Annotated in this window: 18 protein-coding genes and 1 riboswitch; of the genes, 11 read left to right on the top strand and 7 right to left on the bottom strand. The window is 64.2% G+C overall.

The genetic code is table 11. The features are described 5' to 3' along the window. A partial coding sequence (locus KA184_05180) for a glycoside hydrolase family 127 protein (protein MBP8128953.1) occupies positions 1–3,394 on the bottom strand: 3,394 nt, incomplete at its 3' end. A gap of 352 nt (positions 3,395–3,746) precedes the next feature. Between KA184_05180 and KA184_05175 the strand changes: the two genes are divergently transcribed. Next, positions 3,747–4,412 carry an adenylate kinase gene (locus tag KA184_05175; GenBank protein ID MBP8128952.1) on the top strand — a complete coding sequence of 222 codons (666 nt, stop codon included), beginning with the start codon at positions 3,747–3,749 and terminating at the stop codon, positions 4,410–4,412. A 70-nt stretch (positions 4,413–4,482) separates the two neighbouring features. Here the strand turns inward: KA184_05175 and KA184_05170 are convergent, their stop codons facing one another. The 3 genes from KA184_05170 to KA184_05160 form a co-directional block, all read right to left on the bottom strand. After that, on the bottom strand, positions 4,483–5,193 hold the full coding sequence (locus KA184_05170) for a carbonic anhydrase (protein ID MBP8128951.1): 711 nt from the start codon (positions 5,191–5,193) through the stop codon (positions 4,483–4,485). A 26-nt stretch (positions 5,194–5,219) separates the two neighbouring features. Then, on the bottom strand, positions 5,220–6,656 hold the full coding sequence (locus KA184_05165; GenBank protein MBP8128950.1) for a radical SAM protein: 1,437 nt from the start codon (positions 6,654–6,656) through the stop codon (positions 5,220–5,222). A gap of 117 nt (positions 6,657–6,773) precedes the next feature. Then, the gene (locus KA184_05160; protein ID MBP8128949.1) at positions 6,774–8,399 is read right to left on the bottom strand and encodes a hypothetical protein; all 1,626 of its coding nucleotides are present in this window, start codon (positions 8,397–8,399) and stop codon (positions 6,774–6,776) included. Between the two features lie 116 nt (positions 8,400–8,515). Between KA184_05160 and KA184_05155 the strand changes: the two genes are divergently transcribed. The 6 genes from KA184_05155 to KA184_05130 all read left to right on the top strand — a co-directional run bounded on the left by KA184_05155 (position 8,516) and on the right by KA184_05130 (position 13,775). Then, positions 8,516–9,220, top strand: coding sequence for a DUF1080 domain-containing protein (locus KA184_05155; GenBank protein ID MBP8128948.1), 705 nt, complete (start codon positions 8,516–8,518; stop codon positions 9,218–9,220). A gap of 70 nt (positions 9,221–9,290) precedes the next feature. After that, entirely contained in the window at positions 9,291–9,548 is a 258-nt protein-coding gene (locus KA184_05150; GenBank protein MBP8128947.1) for a YggT family protein, read from the top strand. Positions 9,549–9,707: 159 nt separating this feature from the next. Continuing rightward, entirely contained in the window at positions 9,708–12,653 is a 2,946-nt protein-coding gene (locus tag KA184_05145; GenBank protein ID MBP8128946.1) for a PEGA domain-containing protein, read from the top strand. A 40-nt stretch (positions 12,654–12,693) separates the two neighbouring features. Then, positions 12,694–12,972 carry a hypothetical protein gene (locus KA184_05140; GenBank protein MBP8128945.1) on the top strand — a complete coding sequence of 93 codons (279 nt, stop codon included), beginning with the start codon at positions 12,694–12,696 and terminating at the stop codon, positions 12,970–12,972. A gap of 61 nt (positions 12,973–13,033) precedes the next feature. Beyond that, the gene (locus tag KA184_05135) at positions 13,034–13,282 is read left to right on the top strand and encodes a hypothetical protein (GenBank protein ID MBP8128944.1); all 249 of its coding nucleotides are present in this window, start codon (positions 13,034–13,036) and stop codon (positions 13,280–13,282) included. Positions 13,283–13,340: 58 nt separating this feature from the next. Next, positions 13,341–13,775, top strand: coding sequence for a hypothetical protein (locus KA184_05130; GenBank protein MBP8128943.1), 435 nt, complete (start codon positions 13,341–13,343; stop codon positions 13,773–13,775). A 44-nt stretch (positions 13,776–13,819) separates the two neighbouring features. Here KA184_05130 and KA184_05125 read toward each other — a convergent pair whose 3' ends face one another. Genes KA184_05125 through KA184_05115 form a run of 3 tightly spaced genes read right to left on the bottom strand, consistent with a single transcriptional unit; the run spans position 13,820 to position 16,911 of the window. Further along, the gene (locus KA184_05125) at positions 13,820–14,179 is read right to left on the bottom strand and encodes a DUF1667 domain-containing protein (protein ID MBP8128942.1); all 360 of its coding nucleotides are present in this window, start codon (positions 14,177–14,179) and stop codon (positions 13,820–13,822) included. A 10-nt stretch (positions 14,180–14,189) separates the two neighbouring features. Then, the gene (locus KA184_05120; GenBank protein ID MBP8128941.1) at positions 14,190–15,452 is read right to left on the bottom strand and encodes an FAD-dependent oxidoreductase; all 1,263 of its coding nucleotides are present in this window, start codon (positions 15,450–15,452) and stop codon (positions 14,190–14,192) included. 10 nt (positions 15,453–15,462) lie between these two features. Further along, positions 15,463–16,911: an NAD(P)/FAD-dependent oxidoreductase gene (locus tag KA184_05115; GenBank protein ID MBP8128940.1), complete on the bottom strand. Its 1,449-nt coding sequence runs from the start codon at positions 16,909–16,911 to the stop codon at positions 15,463–15,465. Between the two features lie 202 nt (positions 16,912–17,113). Next, a riboswitch (cobalamin riboswitch) is annotated at positions 17,114–17,303 on the top strand. A 117-nt stretch (positions 17,304–17,420) separates the two neighbouring features. Here KA184_05115 and KA184_05110 point away from each other — a divergent pair. From KA184_05110 to KA184_05095, 4 genes are all read left to right on the top strand, one after another. Further along, positions 17,421–18,827, top strand: a complete 1,407-nt coding sequence (locus KA184_05110) for a hypothetical protein (GenBank protein ID MBP8128939.1) — start codon at positions 17,421–17,423, stop codon at positions 18,825–18,827. Positions 18,828–18,922: 95 nt separating this feature from the next. After that, positions 18,923–21,109 (top strand): hypothetical protein, encoded by a 2,187-nt coding sequence (locus KA184_05105; protein MBP8128938.1) that lies wholly within the window; start codon positions 18,923–18,925, stop codon positions 21,107–21,109. Between the two features lie 64 nt (positions 21,110–21,173). After that, positions 21,174–22,196 carry an exo-alpha-sialidase gene (locus KA184_05100; protein MBP8128937.1) on the top strand — a complete coding sequence of 341 codons (1,023 nt, stop codon included), beginning with the start codon at positions 21,174–21,176 and terminating at the stop codon, positions 22,194–22,196. Positions 22,197–22,299: 103 nt separating this feature from the next. Beyond that, a partial coding sequence (locus tag KA184_05095; GenBank protein MBP8128936.1) for a sugar phosphate isomerase/epimerase occupies positions 22,300–22,808 on the top strand: 509 nt, incomplete at its 3' end.

The raw sequence follows: 22,808 nt of genomic DNA, 5'->3' as shown, positions 1-22,808 counted from the left end.
TGACGCAGAGTTTCGGGTCGCGCAGGTCGATGCCGGCTTCTTCGAGCAGCGTGGCGCTCCGCCAGGTCTCACCGTCTGCCGAGACGAGTATGCGCGTCTTGCCATCGCCGCCGACGTGCCCTTCGGATTCGCGAAACGAGCAGTACCACTTGTCCTGAAAGCGGGTCAGGTCCGTGAACGCGTTGTGGGGGGCTGCATCCCAGATTCTCGCCAGGGACAGCAGTTCCACGCGCGGTTCGCCGACATGCCCCGCCGCGCCAAACGACGCAGTGTCCTTCGCGGGCAGCCAGGAGCGGTAATGGTTGCCGGTCTGCCCCGCGCTCGAGAGGTCGCACACGGCGTACGCATTGCCTGCCGCGTCGCGGACGGTCGCGAGGAACCACGGCTCAATGGGTTCGCGCCAAGCCGCAGGTTCAATAGCCACGGCCTGCCAGTCGAGCGCCGGCAGCGCATTCGGTTCGAGCGTGTTATACCGCGCGTCGTAGGCGAGCAGCAGCGGCCCGCGATAGAGCGACACTTTGCCCGCGCGCGATTCCGCGCCTGTCCAGAAGCGCGGCGTGAAGTCGAACGAGATTTCGACAATGTCGCCTGTATGCCACTCGCGCCGGAGACGAAGATAACTGCCCGGACACGGCGCGGGAATAGCCTCGCCATTGATGCTCGCGGCGGTCTTCCCCGACCACGATGGAATGCGCAGTCTCAGGCTGAATTCCTCGGCATTGGCAGTCGTTATCTCGATGCGCACCGCGGGATTGACGGGGTATTCCGTGACCTGCCGCAGCGTGACCTTGTTTCCGCCTGGAAGTCCGGCTTCATAGCGCCCAGGCCCGTAGAAATTGAGCAGCAACCCGTCCGCGTCCTGCATCAGCGCCCACTGGGCAATCATGCCAAGGGGACGATTCGCGTTGACGCTGCAACAGTTCAGGTCGGGCCCTCCCTTGGGCGATTGCCAGGGCAGTTCAACGCCGAACGTGCGCGTGCCGTCCATGGGCACGTTGTAGGCGCACACGCGGCCACTGTACGGGATTGCGCCGAGCGCGCTGTTGAGCGTGCTCCACTCGATTTCGTCCGCGACGCGCGAATCGCCGGTCATGCGCAGCATGTCAATCGAAAACGCAATCCACGCCACGGTGCAACAGGTTTCGATGGCGCCGTCGTGATACGGCGTTCCCTGGAAGCCCTCGCCCGAGGTGACGCCGCCGGTGTTGTGCCGGTCACCGCGCAGGCCGTCGCGCCAGAGGTGCATGAATGCGTTCCTGTATTGCTCGTCGCCGGTGAGCCAGTAGAGTTCCGCAAGCGCCTGCCAGTCGTGGATGGATTCCCAGCGGTGGCGCGGCATCTCGACGACCGGTTTCCCGGCCAGCGCGCATTCGAGATAGTGTCCCGCGCCTTCCTCGTTCCACGCTTCGTGCACGATGTACTTCGCGAGGTCGAGATAGCGCGCGACGCCGGTCTTCTTGTACAGCAGCACGAGCGCATGACAGACGGCCATGTTCATCTCGCCGCCGGAGCCGTCGCAGGTCAGCGTCGGCCCTCCGCGGCCAAAAGTCTCGAAGAGGAGGTCCGCGGCTTTTCGGCACGTGTCGAGCGCAGCTTCGAAACCGGTATCTTCATAGTAAAGCATCAGCCCGAGCATGCAGTGATAATGGCCCCAGACGTCCCAGTTGCCGCCGGTCAGCCGGGACGCCTCCGGGAATGGTCCGAGGTAGCCGGACGGCTGCTGGCATGCGATCAGGTCGCGCACGAACGCATCGATGGTCTCCTTCAGTCCCTCGTCATGCGTTAGCCGCCAGGTCAATTGCGCGGCGGTAAGGTATTTTCCCGCGAACTCGCCCGCCCACGGAACCAGCGGTTCGCGCACAGGCGTGCGGTCCCGGTCACGCAATACCTGCAAGATCGCGGGACTCGACTCCGGCACGTCCCTGAAGAATCGCTGAATCACGCGGTCGATCCGCCCTCGCAGGTAGCCCTCCAAGTCAAATAGTGCGCCTTCCGCAGGCTGCAACACCGGGGCAACGGCGTTTTTGGGCATTTCAGACACGGAAGTACTCCAATTGTAGAATGTGAGCCTACGGCGCGCCGCGGCGCCTTGATTGCCGGAGGCATTCTCCGCGCGCACGGTCCAGTACACCGTCTGGCCCGACAACGGGGCGGCGTCCAGGGCGAACCGCGTTGCGGCTGCCGCGTCAAAACTGGACACGGGCTGCTCGTCCGTAAGCGTATGATGAAGCAGCACCGTGTAGCGTTCCGCGCCGGGCGACGGGCGCCAGTGCAACTCCACCGGCCCACGCTTGCGCCATTCGCCGCCATCGTCCGGCGCAAGCAAATCGAATGCTCCAGGGGGCGGCGCGGGCTCGCCTGGCCGCAGGCAGGGGCCCACGACGGCGAAATCGCCTTTTCCGCCCAGACAGGCGGCTTCCGCGCGGAGCCAATCGCGGGAGCGCGCCTCGGCGCTGAACCGGAACTCGTCCATGTCGCCGTGAAATTGCCACGGCTCGAAATGCAGCACGCCGCGGCCAATCCGCACTTCATTCACTTCCAGCGGCCCCGGCAAGGCGCTGTCGGATTGCAGAACCACGCCATCAATGCAGATGGTCCGCGTGCGGTCACGCGCGTCATAACACACCACGGCGCCGTGCCACTCGTCCGGGCGGATACCCACGGGATTCAGTTCCGGCGCCTGTTGTTTCCGGCTTGTCGCGTTTGTGTGGACGGTTGCGGGCTCTTTCAGCCCGAAATTGAACCAGTCCTCGCCGTTCTCCTGTTTCACTCCGGAAACCAAGGTTTGCAGCGCCGGGCCGGATTGCATGCGGAAACGCACACCAAGCGCGATGGTTCCGCCGACACCTTCCAGCAGTTGCGGGTCCATTCGCAAGAAGGCGGGGGCGTCGCCCGGGAACCGCGCCGCCTCGCCCAACGCGATATTGCCTTCGGGCACGACCGTGGGCGCGCCCGCACACGCATCCTGCGTGTCCCCGGCCAGATGCAGGACCGCGCGGTAGCCCGCCCCGGCGAAAACAACGGACGGCTCGCGCTCCGCCGCGGGATTCCCGCAATACAAATCCACGTACTGACCCGCCTGCCCCGCCACGATACGCGGTACGCGCACGTGCAATTCCGCCATTTCGGGCTGCCACCGGACGATCTCGAGCGGCAGCACATGGCCATCCTGGGAGACTGCGCGCACGTCCGAGCCGTCCGCTTTCGCGGCATGCGCCACCAACTCAGGATTCTCCAGAAACAGGCTGACCGGGAATTGCTCCAGGTCATGCGCGAGGATGGACGCATCGATGGAAACCCGCTGCCGCCAAGACCACGCAGAGTCCCACCAGCCGGACGCACCCGCCGGAACCATCCAGACAGGCAGCAGGATGCAGGCCATGGCCAAACGCATATCATACCCCTCCCACAACGTAGCTTCCGCGATTTCCGAATCGGTCATCGCCCAGCGTAAAGATAGGAACATAGCATCTGAACGCGGCCGTGCGCACGTTTCCGTACCTCCAATGGCTGTGCTATACTCCGTCCGCTTGCGACAGTGAGAAAGGCGGGGCGCAGCGGGTCCTTCACGACCTCGTGCGGAGACCGCCCCGGGAGGAAAAAGCGGAACGGTTCTCGCGTCAGGGAGCCAGTTTTCAAGACAACCTTACGGGAGAGGAACAGTGGTAGTACAAGGCGAACGTGCGAAATGGCTGCATGGGAAAGACGCGTGCTGCAACCGGACCGACGCGCCACCAAGGCGCGCGCTGCACATGGTCCTGCTCGGCGCGCCCGGCGTGGGCAAGGGCACCCAAGCGGAATACCTCACCAAGAAATATGGCTGTTGTCAGCTGTCCACCGGCGACGTGTTCCGCGCGGCAAAGAACACGAGCCCCGAAGCCATGACTGAAACGATGCGCCAGGCCGTGGAGCGCATGAAGCAGGGCAAGCTCGTTTCCGACGAGACGGTAGTCCAGATTGTCCGCGAGCGCTTTGACTGCCTCACCTGCGACTATGGCTTCCTGCTGGACGGATTCCCGCGCACCGTGGACCAGGCCAAGGCGCTCGAAGAGATGCTGCGCGAACTGAACGTACAACTCGACGGCGTGCTCAACTATACGCTCGATATCGACGAAGTGGTGAAGCGCCTGAGCGGGCGCCGCACCTGCAAGGCGTGCAAGGCCACTGCGCACGTTATTTTCAACCCGCCGAAAACCGGGGGCGTCTGCGACAAGTGCGGCGGCGAATTGTACCAGCGCGACGACGACCAGCCGGACGCGATTCGCGTGCGTCTCCAGGCCTACGAAGACAGCACCGCGCCGCTTGCGGCCCACTACGACAATCAGGGCCTGCTGATTAATATCTCCGCCGAAGGTCCGCCCGCGGAAGTATTCGCGCGCACCGAACAGATAGTCGATGAGCGCTTCTTCTAACGATCCCAAGACTTGATTCATGCCTATTGCAGGGGCGAGGCACGCCTCGCCCCGATTTCCGCGGAAACCGTCAATCCCGCGCGAACGGGTCCCGGGCCCGCGCCGGGCTGCATTCAGCGGCCTCGAGCAGGCTGCGCACGCGCCGTTCATCCAGCCACTGCACCAGCCCGGTCTCGAGTTCGTAGACCGCGCCCACGACACGCGCCTGTCCCGCGCGTGCAAGTTCGCGCGTGCGCGGGCTGGCCAAAAACAGGTTCTCGATAGCCTGCCAGATGTTCTCTTCGACCGCCAGGCGCAACAGCGCCGCGTCGTCTTCCGCCGCGCCCTGTTCCAAGGCACGCCGCACGGCCGGTTCGATGCTCTTCACGAGCGGCGGGATATTGCGTTCCAGCGGATGCCCATGTCCCTGGAGCGCGCGTGTGACCGCGGTAACGGCGCCGCATTGCGTGTGCCCCATCACCACGAGCACAGGCGTCCTGACGTGCGCGAGGCCGTACTCGATGCAACCGATCTCGTCCGTATTGCACACGTTGCCCGCGACGCGCACCACGAACAGGTCCATAATCCCCGCGTCGAAGACCCATTCCACCGGTACGCGCGAATCGCTGCAACTCAGCACCGTCGCGTAGGCGTAGTCAGACTGCTGCGACGCCGCCGCGAGCGCGCGGCGGGCCGCGTCGCCGCGCGGATGCGCCGTTTGACCCGCCGCGAAGCGGCGATTCCCTTCCCCCAGCGTTTGCAGCGCCCCGGCTGCATCCGGCTTCGGGCCTGGTGTCGTCATGGCACTGTTCCTTCCTGTCCGTACGGTTAACGGCTGATGCGCCGCAGGATGTCCCAATATGCGCCCCGTTCCCCCGCCCGTATCGCTTCCACGAGCACCGCGTTGTCGTTGTAATTGTAGTTCGCTTCCCTGCGGTTCGGGTTCGCGTGCAAGAACCGCGTGTCGCCCGAGACGAGCGTGTCCACATAGTCATGAATCTCAAGCCCGATGCCGCCGTCGACGTAAAAGACCGGGCGCAAGAAATCCTCATTCTCCTCCGTTTCGCCATGCAGGTGCGGATTGTCGCGCAGCGGTCCCATCTCGCGCACCATGCGCGCCAGGGGCGTGCGCGGATACACCCGCACACCGCAGGACAAGCCCACTCGTTCCGGCGCCATGCCCTGCATGAGCGCGATCGCGCGAGCGAGCGTTTCGCGCGTCTCGCCAGGCGCGCCGAACAGCATGTCGCACATGACCGTAATGCCCGCATTGCGGCAGGCCTCGAGCGTCCGCCGCACGTCGTCCGCCGTGTAGTGTCTTCCAAGCCGCCGCAACATCTGCGCATCCAGGTGGTCCACGCCGAAATTGATGCCAACACAGCCCGCTTGCGCCATGACCCGCGCCAGTTCGCCGTCGAACGGCGCGGGATAGGCGTAGGTATACCAGCGAATGCGGTGGTGTACCCCGCTCGCGTGCAGCGCCTCGCACACCGCCAGCGCGTGCCCGCGCGGCAGGTTGAATTCGCTGTCGCAAAGGTGGAATACGTCAATCCCCTGCTCCAGCAAGTCCTTGACCTCTTCCACTACATGCTCGGGCCTGCGCAGGCGCAGCGCGCGGCCTTTTGCATGCGGTTCCACACAGTACGCGCACGACATCCCGCAGCCGCGCTTGGTCTCGATGCCCGCCTGGCCGCCTTCCCGAAAATAGCGCCGGTTGTCTACGAATCCTCTGCGCGGCGCGCCCAGCGCCCCCAGGTCCGCCTGCGCAAAACCGGAAGCGCGCGCCTTGCCCCGGCTATCGCATGACACGATGCCTGGTACGGACGCCACTTCCCCCCCACTGCTCAGCGCGCGCAACAGCACGGGCGCACCCTCCTCGCCGTCGCCGATAATTCCGTAGTCCGCGCCCGTGAATACAAGCACTTCGCAAGGCGCCGTCGAAAAACCCACGCCCCCCAGAATCACGGGCGTACCGCTGCGGGCCTTGATCCACGCCACGACCTCCCGCGTCCGGGCGAGGACGAAGTCCCGGCTTGCGAAGAAGGCGTCATCGATGTTCCGCACGGAAACCAGCGCCGCGCCGTACGCGGACGCTTCAAGCGCGTCCCCCAGTTCTTTGCGCCAGTCCTCCGCAAACGTCAGGTCGCGAAGGACGGGCGCGAACCCCGCGCGTTCCAACGCGTCCGCCGTGTACTCGAGCCCGAGCGGCGCCACCGGCGGCGTCATGAAATTCGGATTCACCAGTAACACTTCTCTTGGATTCACCGTTCTTTGCTCCTATGCATCCCGGCGCGGCCGCGCGCGGACAGTGTAGCGCAAGCGCGGCGTCTTCTTATTCAAATTCGTCCGGGGTCGAGCGAAACCACCGCCATCCATCCCCATTCACGTCCCCTCCTCCGTCCAGAATGCATACAACTGCGCGGATTCCAAGTGAATCATGAGACGTACCGGCCTTCCCGCCAGTGCGGCTATGGATGCGCGGCCCCGCCAGGACACCGGCAATCGCACGCTGTCTACCGTCACCGGGTCGGCCTCTTCGCGCGTAAAGCCGGGTATGGGTTCCCCATCCGCCGCCATAATCTCCACCTGCGCTCCCCCCGCGGACGCGGAGACATTCAAGAACAGGCGGTCTCCTGTCACTTGCAGCGGCTTGGTGAGGAGGTAGCCGTCTCCGGCGGCGTCCATAGACAAGAACCCGTCCCGCCGCAATACCGCCAGGCATATCGCGCCCCAGCCATCCTCCAAATCCGCACGGTCTTCCTGCGTGAGCGTAGCGGGATCGCGCGGCGTGCCGTCCGCGTTGCGCTCATAAATGGGGTCGCGCCATTTGAGGCCGCTGTAATAGAACCAGAGTTCGTCCTCGCGAACAATGGGCCGGCCGGCCGCAAGGATTTGCGTGCGGTCATACACGCCAACGCGGCCATGCTCGATGCCGGACGGCTCGATGAAGGGCTGGCGCTCTCCCAGCCGCGACCAGTTTTCGAGGTCGCGGCTCATGGCCAGCTGGATCACGTGGAACCCGTCCGTGTTGTTCCGTTCCGGCAGGCAGGTGCCAGTGGGGTAATACATGCTCGGCAGGCCGATGTACAGGCCTTCATAGGGAAACACGGCGATGTTGTACACCTCGGCGCGCCAGACCGGCTGGCGCGGGCCGTCGTCTGGCCGCGGCGCATCCGTACCCGGTTCCGGCTCGACAAACAGAGGGCCCAGCATGTGCGGGTCGGCGATACGGCGGCGGATGATGGCCGGCGCCATTTCCTGGTCAACGGCGTCCGCGCCAAACAGGGGCCGGTTCGGCGTCCAGTGCTCGAAGCCGGTGCTGCTCGCGATGGCAAATGCCCGGCCATACGCGTTGCTCGTTTTGACGATCGCGTGGAATTGCCTCCGGTCGCTGTCATACAGGAAATGGGACTCGTCGCTCGAAGGAATTTCCTCGGAGCCCGTCAAGGCCCAATGGATGCAATCCGGGCTTATCGCGGGCCTCCGGTTGATCGCGCCCAGCAGCGCCTTGAATCGCCGGTATGGATCGGGGTCGTCCGGGTCGTAGACCACACCGTCGATAGCCCGGTTCGGCGCGGTTACGCTTGAATCTATCGCTATCCAATTGTTATCCGTCGTTCCCCGCACCTCGACTAGGCCCAGCCGCGGCTTGGTCCAGTGCAACCCGTCCTTCGACACAGCCATCGCCATGCCCGTACCCAACGCGCCGCCGCCATACGCGTAGTAGATCAGCTTGAAGTCCCCGTCCTCGGGGACCCAGACGGGCTCGCAACGCGTCTGCATCAATGTGCCGTCGCTCGGGATGTCCGGCCGCACGACCGCGCCGCGTTTCTCAGGCCGGTGCATGACCCGGACCAATTGATGAACTTCCTCGATAGTCCTGTCATCGAGAAAGAGCTGCCGCTGGCCGGGCTTCAACCGAATCACGTCCTGCGCGGGCGGCGCGACGTCCTGAGCCGCGGCCAAGGCCGCGAAAACCAGCAAACCTGAAGCGAGAATCGAGAGCATCCGGTGGGCCTCCGCCTTCTTGCGCACGCACGAGGGCATTATACGCCGAATGCGAGAACACAGTCAGGCAGGAAGCGCGGTTTGATTTTACGGCGTCCGCCCGGTTACCGTGAGGCATGCTTATTTCAAGTATCACTTCAATCCGGGGCCGCGGTCACCGCTGTCTTGTGCGCCTCGTGCTGGCCCTCGCGGCGATGCAAACCGTGACTGCCGCCGAACCTGTGCCGAGTGCGCTGGAGACGGATGCCGCAGGCTGGCTCGACATCATGCCGTCCGCGGATTTGAAAGGCTGGTCGCGCGTGCCGGTTCCGCCCGGCGGCGAACTCGGCAGGCAGCAATGGCACGTCGAGGAATCCGGCACAATACTGGTCTGTGACGGCGACGGCGGGCATGACATGCTGCTGTGCGACCGCGAATTCGGCGACGCCATATTTCACGTTGAGTTCCGTTATATCAAGGTAGAGGGAACCGCCGGATACAACAGCGGCGCATATGTGCGCAATTCGAAAGACGGGGCGATTTGGCATCAGGCTCAGATCGGCGATGCCAGCGGCGGCTATCTCTTCGGCGAAACGCCCAACCCGGACGGGACACCGCGGTTCTTCACCACCGCGGAGGAGGTGACGGAGGGACGCGTGAAGCACGCGGGCGAATGGAATACGCTCGAGATTACCGCGCGCGGCAACGTATTGACCCTGTGGGTCAACGGAGCCGTCACCTGCGAAGTGAAGGACTGCGCCGCGCCGTCGGGTCTTGTGGGAGTCGAGGGTGAGGGATTCCGGATCGAATTCCGCAATCTGAAGGTAAAAGAACTGCGGTAGCGGTCCCTGGGCGCGCGCCCGTGCCGCAAACACGGAAACCAGCGCGACACCATGCAGGACTGAGGCATTCATGATTCACCGTATTATTTCCTGGGTATGTGACGTATATCTCCTGGGGCTCATCGCGTTGGCGGTGGCCTCCTGGGCGCAGCACCCGGTTGCCTACGCCATCCGCCGCGGTATCGACCCCTTCTACGAGCCCTTCTTGAAGCCTATCCGCGACCGCTTGCGCGCCTTTCAGGCGGGAAACGCGCAAATCGACTTCTCGCCCCTCGTCCTGTTCATTGCCGTCATCGTCCTTCGTGAAATCGTGCTCGGCATTCTCTAACCATGCCTCCGGGACACATGACGAATCGCGGTTGCGGTCCCCCTTTTCTCCGCCCGGTCACTTCGCAGGCGGGCACTGAATTCTTGCTTGAACATGCGGTTGACGCACCGTAAACTGGCGCGGATTACTGAGGAGCAACGCGTTGGGAGGGGAACCGGCGTGAAGATCTGCCCCGGATGCAAAATCGCTTATCAACCGGAGAGCAATTTCTGCCGTCAGTGCGGCGCACGGCTTGTCGATGAGAAGGCATCAACGCCACACGCGATGGCGCGGCGGGAAACGCTGGAGAGGCGCATCGCTCAAGAGCCGCGGAATACCGTCCTGCTGCTGGAGTATGTCGACTTCCTGCTGTCCATTTCAGACCGTGATGAGGCGATAAGCCAACTACGCGGGACGATTGACCTGAACCCTGACGAAAGCGTCATCCGCCGCAAACTGGCCGGGGTCTACGCAGCCGGCGGCGACTGGGACCACGCCGCAACCCATTGGCTTCTGCTCGTTGAAAGCGAACCGGGCAATCTGGATGCCTTGGAGCAGCTGATTACCGTCTTGTTGCAGGGAAAACGGGAAGCGGAGGCGGCCGATGCCCTGGCCCGTCTGACCAGGCTGCAGCCCGGCAATGCCGAAGTGCTCTGGCAGCGGCTGGCGTTACTCGACAAGCTGGGCCGTCGCGACGAGGCCGAACAGATTATCCGGAACCTCCTTGACATTCCCTGCGACGATGTTGCGCAGTGGCTCCGGCTGGGAAGGCGTTGTTCGCAGGAACACCTTTCACAGGAACAGGAACGCGCATGCGCCGCCGCGCTGCGTCTCGCTCCCGAAAATGGCGCCGCCAATCTCCATTGCGGCATTGCGCGCTATCATGCGGCGCTGCAACACGGCGACGGACCGTGGGCCGGCATCGCGCAATGTTTCGAGCGCGCTTTGGCCGATAAGGAAGCCATCGATGCGGACGAAAACGTCCTTGCCCGCCTTTACCTCAACGCAGCGCGAATCCGCGCCGGCGCCCCTCCCGCCACGCGCTGGCCGGACCTGGAACGGTTGCTGGACGCCAACACGAAACTCGCCGGCCGCCACGCTTTGGTGGCCGCATGGTGCTATGAAACAGTGGCGGAAGCCCAACGCGCCGGCGGCGACATCGACACGGCGCTACGATGTTACGCCGCCGCGCTTCCCCATTCGCCAAGCGGCAACCTGCGCGAACGCACGGCGAGCGCCTTTCTGGAAAAGGCAAGCCCCCTCCTCGCAAAGCGGCGTTTCAGACTCGCGAAAGCCGTCCTCCGCGACGGTCTCGTGCTCGTGCCGGAACACGCCGGCCTGCTCAAAGCGCTTCAGGAAGCCCTCCGCCGGGAACGCGGCAGGTGGCTCCGGGCAAGCGCCGCGGCAATCGCAGTGGCCGCCTGCGCCGGCGCCGTACTCGCATTCCTGCATTATGGTCAGGCCATGCTTGATATCCGCGTAGCCGTGCCTCTCGAAACCGTGCCGGGCGCGACAACACTCTCAAGCGCACTGGAACGCCTCAAGACAGAAACCCTGAAGGTCACTGTCACCCGGGGAGACAGACAGGTTGCGGAGTCCGTCTCGGCGCACTTGCAGACCCCCCTCCTCCGTTTCGGCCGGTACAGGATTCGCGTCGAAAAAGAGGGTTTTCACGCAATGGACCAGACCGTGTGGGTCACCTTTGGGCGCGGGGTGGACGCGTACACCTTCGAGATGACGCCAATTTATGCAAGTCTCCGCGTGGATTCCGATCCTGCCGGCGCCGCCGTCACGGTGCGCAATCCCTTCCAAGTCCGCACCGGCGCCACGCCGTGCCTGGTGGAACAGTTGATCGCAATCCCGGCAACCATTGAAGTGACTGCCGAAGGTTGCACGCCATTCACGGCGGAGGCATCGCCAGCACCGGACCAAATACTCGATTTGGGGACGATCTCATTCAAGGGCGGGCTCAAGATAGACTCGGAGCCGCCCGGCGCGGAAGTGCTCATCGACAACGAGCCGCGCGGCGTCACCCCTCTCGAACTTCCCGGTCTTCCCGCAAAGTCCGCGCTGGTCGTGGTGCGCGCGGAAAACATCGGCATATATGCGCGGCGCGTGATTATCGAACCGGGGACGACAACGGACCTTGGTCGCGTGAGTCTCGCCAATCTGGGCGCGCTGCACGTAACCTCGAATCCGGAAGGCGCCAAGGTCACCGTCGACGGCAAAGAGGCTGGAGTCACCCCCTTGGCGCTGAACAATGTGGACGTGGGCGAACGCCGCCTCCGCGTGGTGGCAGATGGTTGCGTGCCCTTCGAGAAGACGGTCACGGTGGCGTCCGGTGCGGTCGCGGATGCCGGGACCATCTCCTTCATCGGAGCCGTGAAGCTCGATTCCTCTCCCACCGATGCCGAAGTGTACGTAGACGGCGAACAGAAAGGGCGCACGCCGCTGGTGCTCGAAGACCTGCCCGCGCGCGAGACGCGTATCGAGGTGCGCCAGAAAGGCACGGTGCTGTCCTATTCAAGGTTGGTCGCGGTCAAGCCCGGCGAAACTACGGACCTCGGTGTTGTCACGCTCTGTGCTCCGGACCAGGCGCGGAAGCTTGTGGGGAGTTGGAGCGGCACATGGCAAGATGTCAGTGGTTCCTACCGCAATTTCGACCTCATCATTCGTATGACGGCGGAAGACCGCTTGACGGCGGAGGGCAAGGCGCAGGGTTGGTCCGTGACGGAGCTGTTCGAGGGCACGATTGAGGACGCGACCCTGGTGCTGGTGGGAAAATCCGTGACCCCCGTCCAACCCGGCAAGAATCACGCCCTCGATACTCTGAGGCTCGAAATCAGAGGCTACGGGAACACCTTGTCCGGAACATGGTCTGACGAAGAAGAGGATAGCGGGCGTGTAGAACTGAAACGGGGGGCTGCGGCGCCTCGCACCGCCGTGCTTACGGGCGACAAGGTCAACGTGCGCACGGGACCGTCCACCTCCCACGACGTGATGACGCAACTGCGGCTTGGCGCAACGGTGCACATTCTGTCCGGACCCAACGACAATTGGTACAACGTGCGCACCGCGGACGGAACCGTCGGGTGGATTCGCGGCGACTACCTCAACATTCAATGACGGCGTCGGCTCCAAAGCTGACGTCAAAAGGAGGTCAACTATGGTTCGAGTGGAATTCGTGCTTGCGGGTTGTGTTTTGGTCGTAGCGGGCGCCGCATGCCTTGTCCTGGGGTATCAAAGACTCCAACCGACCGTGGTGGACCAGCTTGTCAGCGTTGCCGAACAGATAACGGGAGAACAGATGCCCGTGGATGTCCAGTCCTCGAAGCAGGAGGCCTACCTCTTCCTCGGCGGAGGTTGCGCGGCATTCGTCCTGGGCCTGGTCTTCATATTGATGAGCAGGTCCAAGGCTCCAGGGAAAAGCGCAAGTGCTGAATAGGGTGAAAAACGGCCGACGTTCTCTTTATTAAGAGCCCGGCCTAATCTTGGAGTCAGCCAAAATGAACATGCTCAAGGCCAGCACCTGGATCGCCCTGATAACCAGCAGCCTGCAAGGTTGCTGGACGGCCATAAGCCTCTTTCTGTACCGGTTTGCTAATACTGCTGATACCATGGATGACAGAGCCCGCATGTGGGGTCTCATCAATATTGCCCACGTGGTCGTGGGCGTCGTTTTCGCCCTCGGGTTGGTCATCTTCTTCGCAACATTGCTGCGGTCGTACCGCAAACGCTCCGCGAATGCCTCTTGAGTGTTTCCAAAGGCGTGCATTCCGTTTTCAGCCGCGGTCTACGAGGGAGAACAAGACGATGAGTAGCGACAGTGAACGTTTTCTAGGTGTTGACGACCGTTCCGGGGGCGCGCCCATGTACGAAGCCTCCGGACCTACGCCCCTGTCGGGCACACTGTACGTTCTGGGTGTCATTGGGATACTCGCCGGCGTGATTGCCTTTCTCTACCTCCTCGCCTCTTTTGGCGAAGCGGGGATGTTTTCGTCCAGAGGGGAAGTCACCGGCGGCGAACTCCTGGCCGCCCTCGGGGTGGGCCTGTATTTCGTGACAGTGGGCACCATGTGTCTGGGTATCGCGAGAGTTCTGGATGTCGTTCACGGGCACAAAGCGATTTCGGCAATCAGCCTGTCGCCCCCTGCTGCACCGGCATATACCATCTGCCCGCACTGCCAGCGCCAGTATTCAGGCAACCTGCGCGGACAATTCTGTGAGATGTGCGGCAAGCAGATGTAATCTGCTCAGTACCCGTCTGGACAGCCTTTTCGCCGGGAGCCTCGTCAGCCGTCCGACGTGCGGGTGAAGCAGACGCGCACGCCCGTGCTTGAGAAGTCATCGATGAGGACATCGCCCGCGCGGACGGGCAGCCGCGCCTCTTGCCGGCGGAGTTCCTCAAGGAGCTTGGGAATCATCGCTATCACGAGCGGCTTGTCGGTCTTTACCGGCACAAAGGGCACCGTATCGGAACCGGTCCGCACGACCGCGGTTACGACCCGTTTCGGTTCGAGGAATTCTTCCCGGCCATAGACGATGCCCTTGTCGCATTGGTTGCCGAGCACCTCGATATCGTTGCGGTCCCGCTGCGTGACGCACAGGTGGCACCCGTTTGGGCAGCCCAGGCAAATGATCTCCTTTTCCATGCGCTGCTCCCTACTCTATCGCTATTTCGATCGGTTCGGGCTCGCCGCCCTCCCCGGCCGGCACGTCGCCCGGCCGCACCTTGATGTGGATCATCTCCGCCGGCCGGATATGGCGGAGCGTGCGCCGCTTGACCAGCTTGCCATCCCGTTTGACGCTGATCGTTCCGATATCCTTGACGATGAGCGCGCGCAACGAGAATTCGTTCTCCGCGTCCGGCAGATAGCGGTGCGGCACGACATACTTCACGTTGGCGCCCGGCACCACGCGCCCCTGCGGGCGCGCGGGCACGCCGCCGCGCAGGTATTCGACAACATAATCGCCGCAGCGCGTCGCCTCCGCCGAAGCCCAGTCGACCAAGTCATGCACGTGCAAGACATTCCCGCAGGCGAACACGCCGGCCCTGCTTGTCATCAGCCGCGCGTCCACGCGCGGCCCGCCCGTGTCCGGGTCCAGTTCGACCCCCGCCGCCTTGGACAGCTCATTCTCGGGGATGAGGCCGACCGACAGCAGGATCGTATCGCAGTCTATCCGGAACGTCTTCTCCGGGTTGGGCCGGCCCCCTTCGAGCGGCGTAACCTCGACCGCCTCGACGCGGTCGCGCCCGATGATGCGCGAAACGATGTGACTGAGATACAGCGGGATGTTGAAATCGTTCAGGCATTGCACGATGTTGCGCGTGATGCCGGACGGATGCGGCAGAATCTCGACCACGGCCAGCACTTGCGCGCCTACCCACGTCATCCGCCGCGCCATGATCAGCCCGATGTCGCCCGAGCCCACGATGACCACGCGCTTGCCCGGGATATAGCCCTCGATATTGACAAGCCGCTGGGCGAGCCCCGCGGTGAAGACGCCCGCCGGGCGCGTGCCCGGAATGCCCAGATTGCCGCGGTTGCGCTCGCGGCATCCCATCGCGAGCACGATGGACCGCGCGCGCAACTTCAGCACGCCGCAATCCGGCCCGCACACCAGCAGGCTCTTCGAATCTCCCTCGGCCTGCATTTCGAGCACGGTCGTGTTGAGCAGCACGTCAATGCCGCCGGTCTGCCCGAGTTGCCCGGAAAACCGCTCCGCAAACTCGGGTCCCGTCAATTCCTCATTGAACCGGTGGAGCCCGAAGCCGTTGTGAATGCACTGGAGCAGAATGCCGCCGAGATGGTTCTCCCGGTCGATCAGGGCCACGCGGAAATCCGACGCCGCAATGCGCAGCGCCGCGGCCATGCCCGCCGCGCCCGCGCCAATCACCACGCCGTCGTAATTGCGTTCTTCCACGTCTGTTTCCTCAGCCGCGCGCGCCGATACGCCCCAGCACGATCCGGCTCGCGTCGCCGCGCTTGGTAATCGCCTCAATGGGCATGCCCGTTTCACGCGCAAGTATTTTCAGTATCCGGTACGAGCAGAACCCGCCCTGGCACCGGCCCATGCCCGCCCGCGTGTAGAACTTGATGCCGTCGAGCGTCGTATGGCCCTTGCGGATGGCCTCGACTACCTCCGCTTCCGAAACGGACTCGCACCGGCACACGATATGCCCGTAACGCGGGTCTTCGCGGACCAGGTCCGCCAGCACTTCCGGCGTCAATTCGCGCACTTTCGGCCTGGATTGGAGAAACGGGTCGAAATGCGTCTTCTCGGTCAGTTTCAAACCGTCCTGCTTCAAGAGGTCCTTCACGTACTCGGCAATCGCCGGCGAAGCCGTCAATCCCGGCGACTGAATGCCCGCCGCCTGGGTCACGTGCGGCGCCTTGGCGGAAATGTCAATGTAGAAATCGTTGCCCTCGAGCACGGGCCGCAAACCCGCGAACGAGGTGATAATCTCGCGCCGCGAGATGCCCTGGATCATGTACATCGCGGACGCAAAGACTTTCTCCAGGTTATCCGCCGTGGTCTCAAAGTCCTCCTTGTCCTCGACCTCGTCCGCCGTCGGGCCGATCATCATCGTGCCCTCGACCGTGGGGATGACCAGCATGCCCTTCGTGTGGCGGCCCGGCGCCGGAAACACGACATGGTTCGGAAAGCCGCCCGCATTCCGTTCCAGCAGGAATTCCTCGCCCTTGCGCGGGACAATCGTGAACTCCTCCGCGCCGAGCGCGCGCGACACCTCGTCGGCGTACAGGCCCGCCGCGTTTACCACATGACGCGCGCGGACTCTGTCTCCTTGCGCGGAACGGACTTCGTATACGCCCTTCCGGCGCGACGCCTGGACAACACGGAATTCCGTGCGCAGCGCGACGCCGTTCTTCAGCGCGTTTTCGACCAGCGCGAACACGTAGCGATACGGCTCGATAATGCCGCCTGTAGGGGCGTAAAGGCCTCCGGCAACGTCCGGATTCAGCTTGGGTTCGAGCATGAGCAGCCGGTCCCGGCCGCAGACTTCGATCAGGGGCACGCCGTTACGCACGCCCTGCTCGTACAATTGTTCCACCGCCTTCATCTGCTCGTAGGAGAACGCGGCCACAATGATGCCGACGCGCTTGAACGGGAAATTCAATTCGTGGTGCAACTGGTCGAACATCAGGTTGCCGCGGATCTCGAGCTGGGCCTTCAATGAGGTGACCGGATGATGAAAACCGGCGTGGATAATCCCCGAATTCGCCTTCGAAACGCCGAAGCCCACGTCGCAACATTTCTCCAGCAACACGACGCGCACATCATACGCCGAAAGACGGCGCGCAATTCCGGCACCCACGCATCCCGCGCCGATAACCGCCACGTCATAGATTGCTTCCGTCATGGCTGAATGTTTTCCCGCTGCCACTGCCCACGCACACGTCATCCTAGACACCGGCGCGGCGGCCTGTCAATTCGCTGCAGGCACGGGTATCCCGTCCTTGACACGAGTTCCCATCGGCTATGCCTACGCCTCGGGAAGGCTGCGCTCGCTTGGCTGCAATCGTTTGAGTTGACTGATCACGGGGACTCCCCTATACTCGTCTTGAACGTAGAAAGCCGCATGTTGCGGCGCCGGGATTCGCGCGCAGGGAAGCACGGTGCAAGTCCGTCGCAGACGCGCTGCTGTAACCGGGTACGAAAGCCACGGCATGGCCACTGTCCGAAAGGATGGGAAGGCGCGGCGAGTAGGATGATCCGGGAGCCAGAAAACCTGCCCGAGACCCGCTACGTTCTTGCAGCAACTCGCGGAAAAGTTGCCGCAGGAAAAGGGTTCGGTCCTTCCTGCCTTCTTTTCCCCATCAACCGTGTCTGGGTGCCCGTGCGCCCGCAACATTGGAAGGGGGAAAACCCATGTCGATGCGCTCTTCTTCTTCTCACGCCAGGTCTCTGCTGTTTCTTGTGTGCGTGCTCGCCCCGGTCTGTGGCGGCGCCTTGGCGGCGACCGTTACGCCGCTGTCCGCCTTCCCGACGCCCGCGCCGGGTTCCTATGTCGTGGCGGGCGCGGCCCTCGGCGACGGACGCTACCTTGCGTGGAACGGCGATACCGTGCAAATCGAGACCGCCACGGGCTCGGGGATTTTTCAACCCGTTGCGGAAGGCTATGCCGGAGACCCCGGATTCGCCGCCGTCGCGTCTGACGGCCACACGGTGATACTGGGCGGCGGTTTCAACGGCAATCTCTACCGCTTCGATGCATCGCAGCCGCAGGATTTCACGCCCGCAAGCATTGCCGCGAACCGGCTGCATTTCACAGGCACGTTCCTTACCGATACGCTGGTGCTGGTGGACGCCGGGAAACTGGATTTCACGGGCAGCGAACTGGCCATTGTGGACCTGACGAACGCGAAACGCGACGTGAGTGTCGTGGTTCGCAAGGCCGCGCGTTATTGGCGTACTAAGGAACTTGTCGTGGACAAGCCGCCGTTCTCCTATTCGAGCGCGGTGACGGTAGACTCCGCGCGCGGCGTCGTCTATGCGATGGACGGCAACACGCGGGAGCTGCGGGCCTTTGCCGTGGACGCGCTGGTCCAGGCGCACGAAAGCGGCGCCACGCTCGACTGGGAAACGGACGGCGCGCTCATAGGCCAGCCGGGCCTGTACTACACGGGCGGCGTGAGCGGCATCACCGCCCAAGGCTTGCTCGTGGTCGGCGGTTCGGAAGGCTATCTGCTGCCGGGCGGCATCCAATTCGTTGAGCCCGGTTCGGGCAACGTGGCCGCGCTGCTTGACCCGACGGGCAGCCGGAGTTTCTACACGGTCGTGTTCAATCCTGCGGAACAGACGCTGATTGCCATGGTCGAGGGCGCGTACCTCGGCGAGGCGTATCTGGTCGATCTTGCGTGCGCGGACAATCCGGACGGTTGTGGACAGCCCCGGGGCGGCTTTTACGAAACCGGCGACGACCTGTGTCTGAGCATTCCGTGTCCGGTGGCGTTCGGGAGCGCATTCGACTGGCGCAAGGATGGCGCGCCCTTGAGCGATGACGGCCGCGTCAGCGGCACGGGTACGAGCACGTTGCATGTCATGGCGCTGGAAGTCGCAGACAGCGGCGTCTATACGTGCGTGTATGACGACGGCGCAAAGTCTACCCGGACCTTCGCGGCGCGGGTGGAGGTGGGCGAGCAGACTCCCGCCACGAATGCGGCGGGACTCGCGGCGCTTGCCCTGGCCACCGCGTACGCGGGCGTGTCGCGCCTGCGGCGCGCGCGGCAGGACACAGGCGCCGCGGAATGCATCGCGCAAGTGACGCGGGGGTGAGACATGTTTCGCTGTTCATGAGAGATTCCAAACGTTCCGCGCGATACACTAGAATGCCTGTCTGAGCACGTGGAACGTGCGGGAGGAACCGGGTCATGAACAGAACAGGCGCAATTACTGGCTCATCTCTGCTCGCGGTGCTTGCCGTGCTCGCGGCCGGGACCGCGCAAGGCGATATCACCGCTGTAGCGCCCGACCCGGTCACGCGCTGGGTACACATTAGCTATCAGGTTCCGGCGGATGCGCCCGACGTCATCGAGGCGCACTGCAGTTGGGCGCCCGCGGGCCAACAACAGTGGCAGCCCGCGCGGGTGCTGCCGCTGCTCTCAGAGACCGGCGTGTTGCTGCTGCGCGAAGACGATTGGCGCGCCGGGATGGAAAGGGGGCGGGTAGTGGAACGGCGCGCGGCGGGCCTGGAACGGACCGTCGTGTTTCAGCCCTATCCCGAAGCGCAGACCGGTGGTTTCGTGGACGCCGATTTCCGCATCGAACTGCGCGCACCGGATGGAACCGTGCTGAGCGAGGCGCGCGCGCGGGTGCAGGCGGACAACACGGACGTGGTCTGTGTCGAGGATTGGTCGAAGGTCATGCAGGCGGACGCACTGACCGGGGAATCCGGCTGGAGCGTTCGCACGGAAGCGCCGGGGGCAACCCTCGGCAACGACCTCTCCGGCGCCGCCGCGCCCGGCCAGCCGCTCCGGCAACTGACGTATCCGTTGGACGTGCGCGGCTGGTACGCGATATTCGCGTGCACGAGCCCGGCGCAGGGCGGCATCCGCCTGCGCCTGACGGGCGACGAACGGACCGACGCCTTAAGTTCACGCCATGCGCGCGAGGAAGTGTTCTGGCGCTGGGCGCGCATGGACCGGCAGCATCTCGTGCTCAAACCGCCGTACACGTACACAGGCAATGCGCCCGCGCACATCGACTACGTGAAGCTGGTGCCGCTTTCGGATACGCAGGCGCAGGCGCTCGATGCGCGGTACGGCGGCGAGACCGACAAGCTGATCGCGGGCTACTGGGAGCCCTATTCGTGGGCCTTCTACGACGACGTGCAGGAAACGCTCCAGCACCGCGAGCCGCTCTCCGCCTTCGCGGAAGCACGTATCGCCATCGTGGATACGCAACTCGGGCGGTTCGGCATGAAGTCGGTCTTCGAGACCCGCAAGACGGACCAGTTGATCTACGCGACGATCGGCGACCCGGTCGAGGGCGACCCGCGGCCCCATACGGACAACGTGGGCCGGATGCAGCAGTATACGAACACGCTTGATGCGACGCTCCGGTACACGCGCGAGTTCGGGCTGCGCGCGCATGCGAATTTCGGCGCGAGCAACTGCTATCCAGGCTCCCCGTTGCAGGGCGGCTTCTCGAAGACTCATCCCGAATGGATGCGCGGGTCAGTGTTGCGCTTCGAGGTACCCGAAGTGCGCGATTATGCGCTCAGTCTCTACCTTGAGGCGCTCGAGATCGGCGCCGCCGGCCTGTCACTCGATTTCTGCCGCTACCCGGAGACGGTCGACACCGTGGAAACCTGCAACACGTTCTTGCGCGATTTGCGCGCGCTGGCGGACGAATCCGGCGCGGCGCGCAACGCGCATATCCCAATCCTCGTGCGGTTTCCGGGCACGGGCGTCCGCCGCGCGGAATTGTTTGACTACCCCGCGTGGGCACGGGAAGGCTGGGTCGACTATCTGTGCCCGAGCAACATTCAAGGGCGGCATCATCACATCGACATGGCGCCCTATTTCGGGGCGGTGCAGGGGACTTCCTGCACGTTGCTGCCGTGTATCGACGGCCTTTCCTGGGGAGTCGACGTGCCCGGGCCGTTCCTGTGGCGCGCCGCGCGCCTCTACGAACAGGGTGCGCAGGGCCTTTACATCTACCAGGCCGATGGGCGCATCCTGGGACGTCCGGAAGACCGCCGTTGCCTGCGGATGCTGTCGAGCAGCAGCGCAATCAATGCGTTCTGGGACGAGGACGCGCGGCTGCGTCCCCGATGCAGCAAAGGCATCCACCTGTCGCGGCCCTCGGACCCCGGCCCTGCCTATCACGGCTGGGAGCGCATCCGTATCTGGGTGGAAGGCGCGCCGCTGGGGCCGCTGGAAGCGTATGTCGACGGTCAACTTGTGACGCAGGTGGACGGGCCGCCGTATCTGGCGGGTACGGAAGAGTACGCCTCGGACGGCGTCATCCCGCCGGGCGAGCACACCCTGCGCGTGCGCGTGCGCGACGGCGACGGCTGGCTCGAACAGACGTTCGCGGTCCAGGGCGCGGACTGAACCACGGGAGCGGAGCGGACACATGGTTTCACGACGCGAATTTCTTAGGAACTCGGCGGCCGGCGTGCTTGCAGCAAGCGTTGCGTCAGGCGCGGAACCCGGCGCCACCGGCGACACGCCGCGCGCAAGCGGAACGGTGTATGAAGGGGAATACCCCGGCTGGCCGTGGATCGACCGCGATGCGGCGGGTGCGTTGTATTGCGTGTTCCGCGAAGGCACACAACATATGTATGCCGCCACGGGCCGCGTCCTGATTTGCCGCAGCACGGACGGCGGGAAGACGTGGTCTGAGCCGGGTGTCGTGGCGGACGCACCGGAAATTGACGACCGCAACGCAGCGATTACGGTGCTGCCGGACGGCGGCCTGCTCGTCGCGTACAACACGTATACGGCCGCGGACGAATCGCAGGCGATGACGACGCGGTCCCCGGACGGCGGCGCGACATGGTCGCCGCCGCAGCCGCTCGACAAGCCCAACACCAGGACGCGCGCCTCCGTGAAAATGCTGCGGGACGGGTCGTACCTGCTGCCGTATTACGTCGCGCCGGGAAACGGCGCGCTCGCGGGTCTGTCGGAAGACGGCGGCGCAACATGGCGGACCGTGCGCGTGCCCGACGCGGACGGATTCGTGGGCGACGAGTGGGACGCGCTCGAATACGCGCCGGGACGGCTCGTGGGCGTGTTCCGCAACAGCCATCCTCAGACCGACGGCGCATTCTGGGTGTCTCTGAGTGACGACAGCGGGCGCACGTGGTCTCCGCCGCGCCGCACGAACGTCAGAAGCGACCGGCACCCGTCCCCGGCCCAGGTCGCTGTGCACCAAGGAACTCCCACACTGATCTACTGCGACCGGCGCATGGTCTCGGTGTCGGCCGTCCGCACCACCGATCCCGCGTTTCTGGAGTGGGACCTCGCGCGCCGCGCGCCGTGCTTTCATCACAACGCGGACGGCAGCCCAATCCTGGATGGGGGCTATCCGGCCAGTGTCGCGTTGAACGCGCGCGAACGGCTCATCGTCGATTACGAAATTCGGGAAAGCAAGAGGCAGATTGCCTGGTATGTCGTCGCGTTGCCTGACAACTGGTAACGCCCGCCATTACAGTCGGCCTCCCCGCTTGAATCCGGCGCGCGATGTCTCTACGCTCACCGGTATCCCTGTGGGAGCAGGGCGGCGCGAAGGAGAGGCGCGTATGTTTCAACTCGGCGCGTTCACCGACGAGATTTCCCAGGACTTGGCGCATGCGTGCCTGGTCTGTGGCGAATACGGAGTCACCGGCGCGGAAATCCGCGGCGTCTGGAACACGCCCGTGCAGGAACTGTCGGATGCTCAGGTCGCCGAGATAAAGCGTATCGTCGATGACCATGGCATGCGCGTTTGCAGCGTAGCGTCGCCCTTCGGCAAATGCGAACTCACCGAGCCCAAGGAGGTGCGGCGGCACATGGATATCCTGCGCCGCTGCTCCGACATTGCCCGCGAACTCGACTGCGGCATCGTGCGCGGGTTCGTCTTCTGGCGGCGCGGCCCCGACACGCCTTGGGACAGCATGCTGCGCGCCTACAGGCCCGTGCCGGACATTCTCGAGGAGAAGGATGTCATCCTCGGCATCGAGAACGAGCACGCCTGCTACGTGGGAACTGCCGGGCATGTGCGGCGTTTCCTTGACCGCCTCGGCTGCGACCGGGCCAGGGTGGTCTGGGA

This window comes from Candidatus Hydrogenedentota bacterium, assembly GCA_018005585.1.
Taxonomy (GTDB): domain Bacteria; phylum Hydrogenedentota; class Hydrogenedentia; order Hydrogenedentales; family JAGMZX01; genus JAGMZX01.
This window is presented reverse-complemented; position numbering and strand designations above follow the sequence as displayed.

Excerpts from the sequence above, each read along its gene's own strand:
- KA184_05170 (MBP8128951.1), bottom strand. The coding sequence starts at position 5,193 with ATGACGACACCAGGCCCGAAGCCGGATGCAGCCGGGGCGCTGCAAACG.
- KA184_05160 (MBP8128949.1), bottom strand. The coding sequence starts at position 8,399 with ATGCTCTCGATTCTCGCTTCAGGTTTGCTGGTTTTCGCGGCCTTGGCC.
- KA184_05155 (MBP8128948.1), top strand. The coding sequence starts at position 8,516 with ATGCTTATTTCAAGTATCACTTCAATCCGGGGCCGCGGTCACCGCTGT.
- KA184_05150 (MBP8128947.1), top strand. The coding sequence starts at position 9,291 with ATGATTCACCGTATTATTTCCTGGGTATGTGACGTATATCTCCTGGGG.
- KA184_05140 (MBP8128945.1), top strand. The coding sequence starts at position 12,694 with ATGGTTCGAGTGGAATTCGTGCTTGCGGGTTGTGTTTTGGTCGTAGCG.
- KA184_05135 (MBP8128944.1), top strand. The coding sequence starts at position 13,034 with ATGAACATGCTCAAGGCCAGCACCTGGATCGCCCTGATAACCAGCAGC.
- KA184_05130 (MBP8128943.1), top strand. The coding sequence starts at position 13,341 with ATGAGTAGCGACAGTGAACGTTTTCTAGGTGTTGACGACCGTTCCGGG.
- KA184_05125 (MBP8128942.1), bottom strand. The coding sequence starts at position 14,179 with ATGGAAAAGGAGATCATTTGCCTGGGCTGCCCAAACGGGTGCCACCTG.
- KA184_05115 (MBP8128940.1), bottom strand. The coding sequence starts at position 16,911 with ATGACGGAAGCAATCTATGACGTGGCGGTTATCGGCGCGGGATGCGTG.
- KA184_05110 (MBP8128939.1), top strand. The coding sequence starts at position 17,421 with ATGTCGATGCGCTCTTCTTCTTCTCACGCCAGGTCTCTGCTGTTTCTT.
- KA184_05105 (MBP8128938.1), top strand. The coding sequence starts at position 18,923 with ATGAACAGAACAGGCGCAATTACTGGCTCATCTCTGCTCGCGGTGCTT.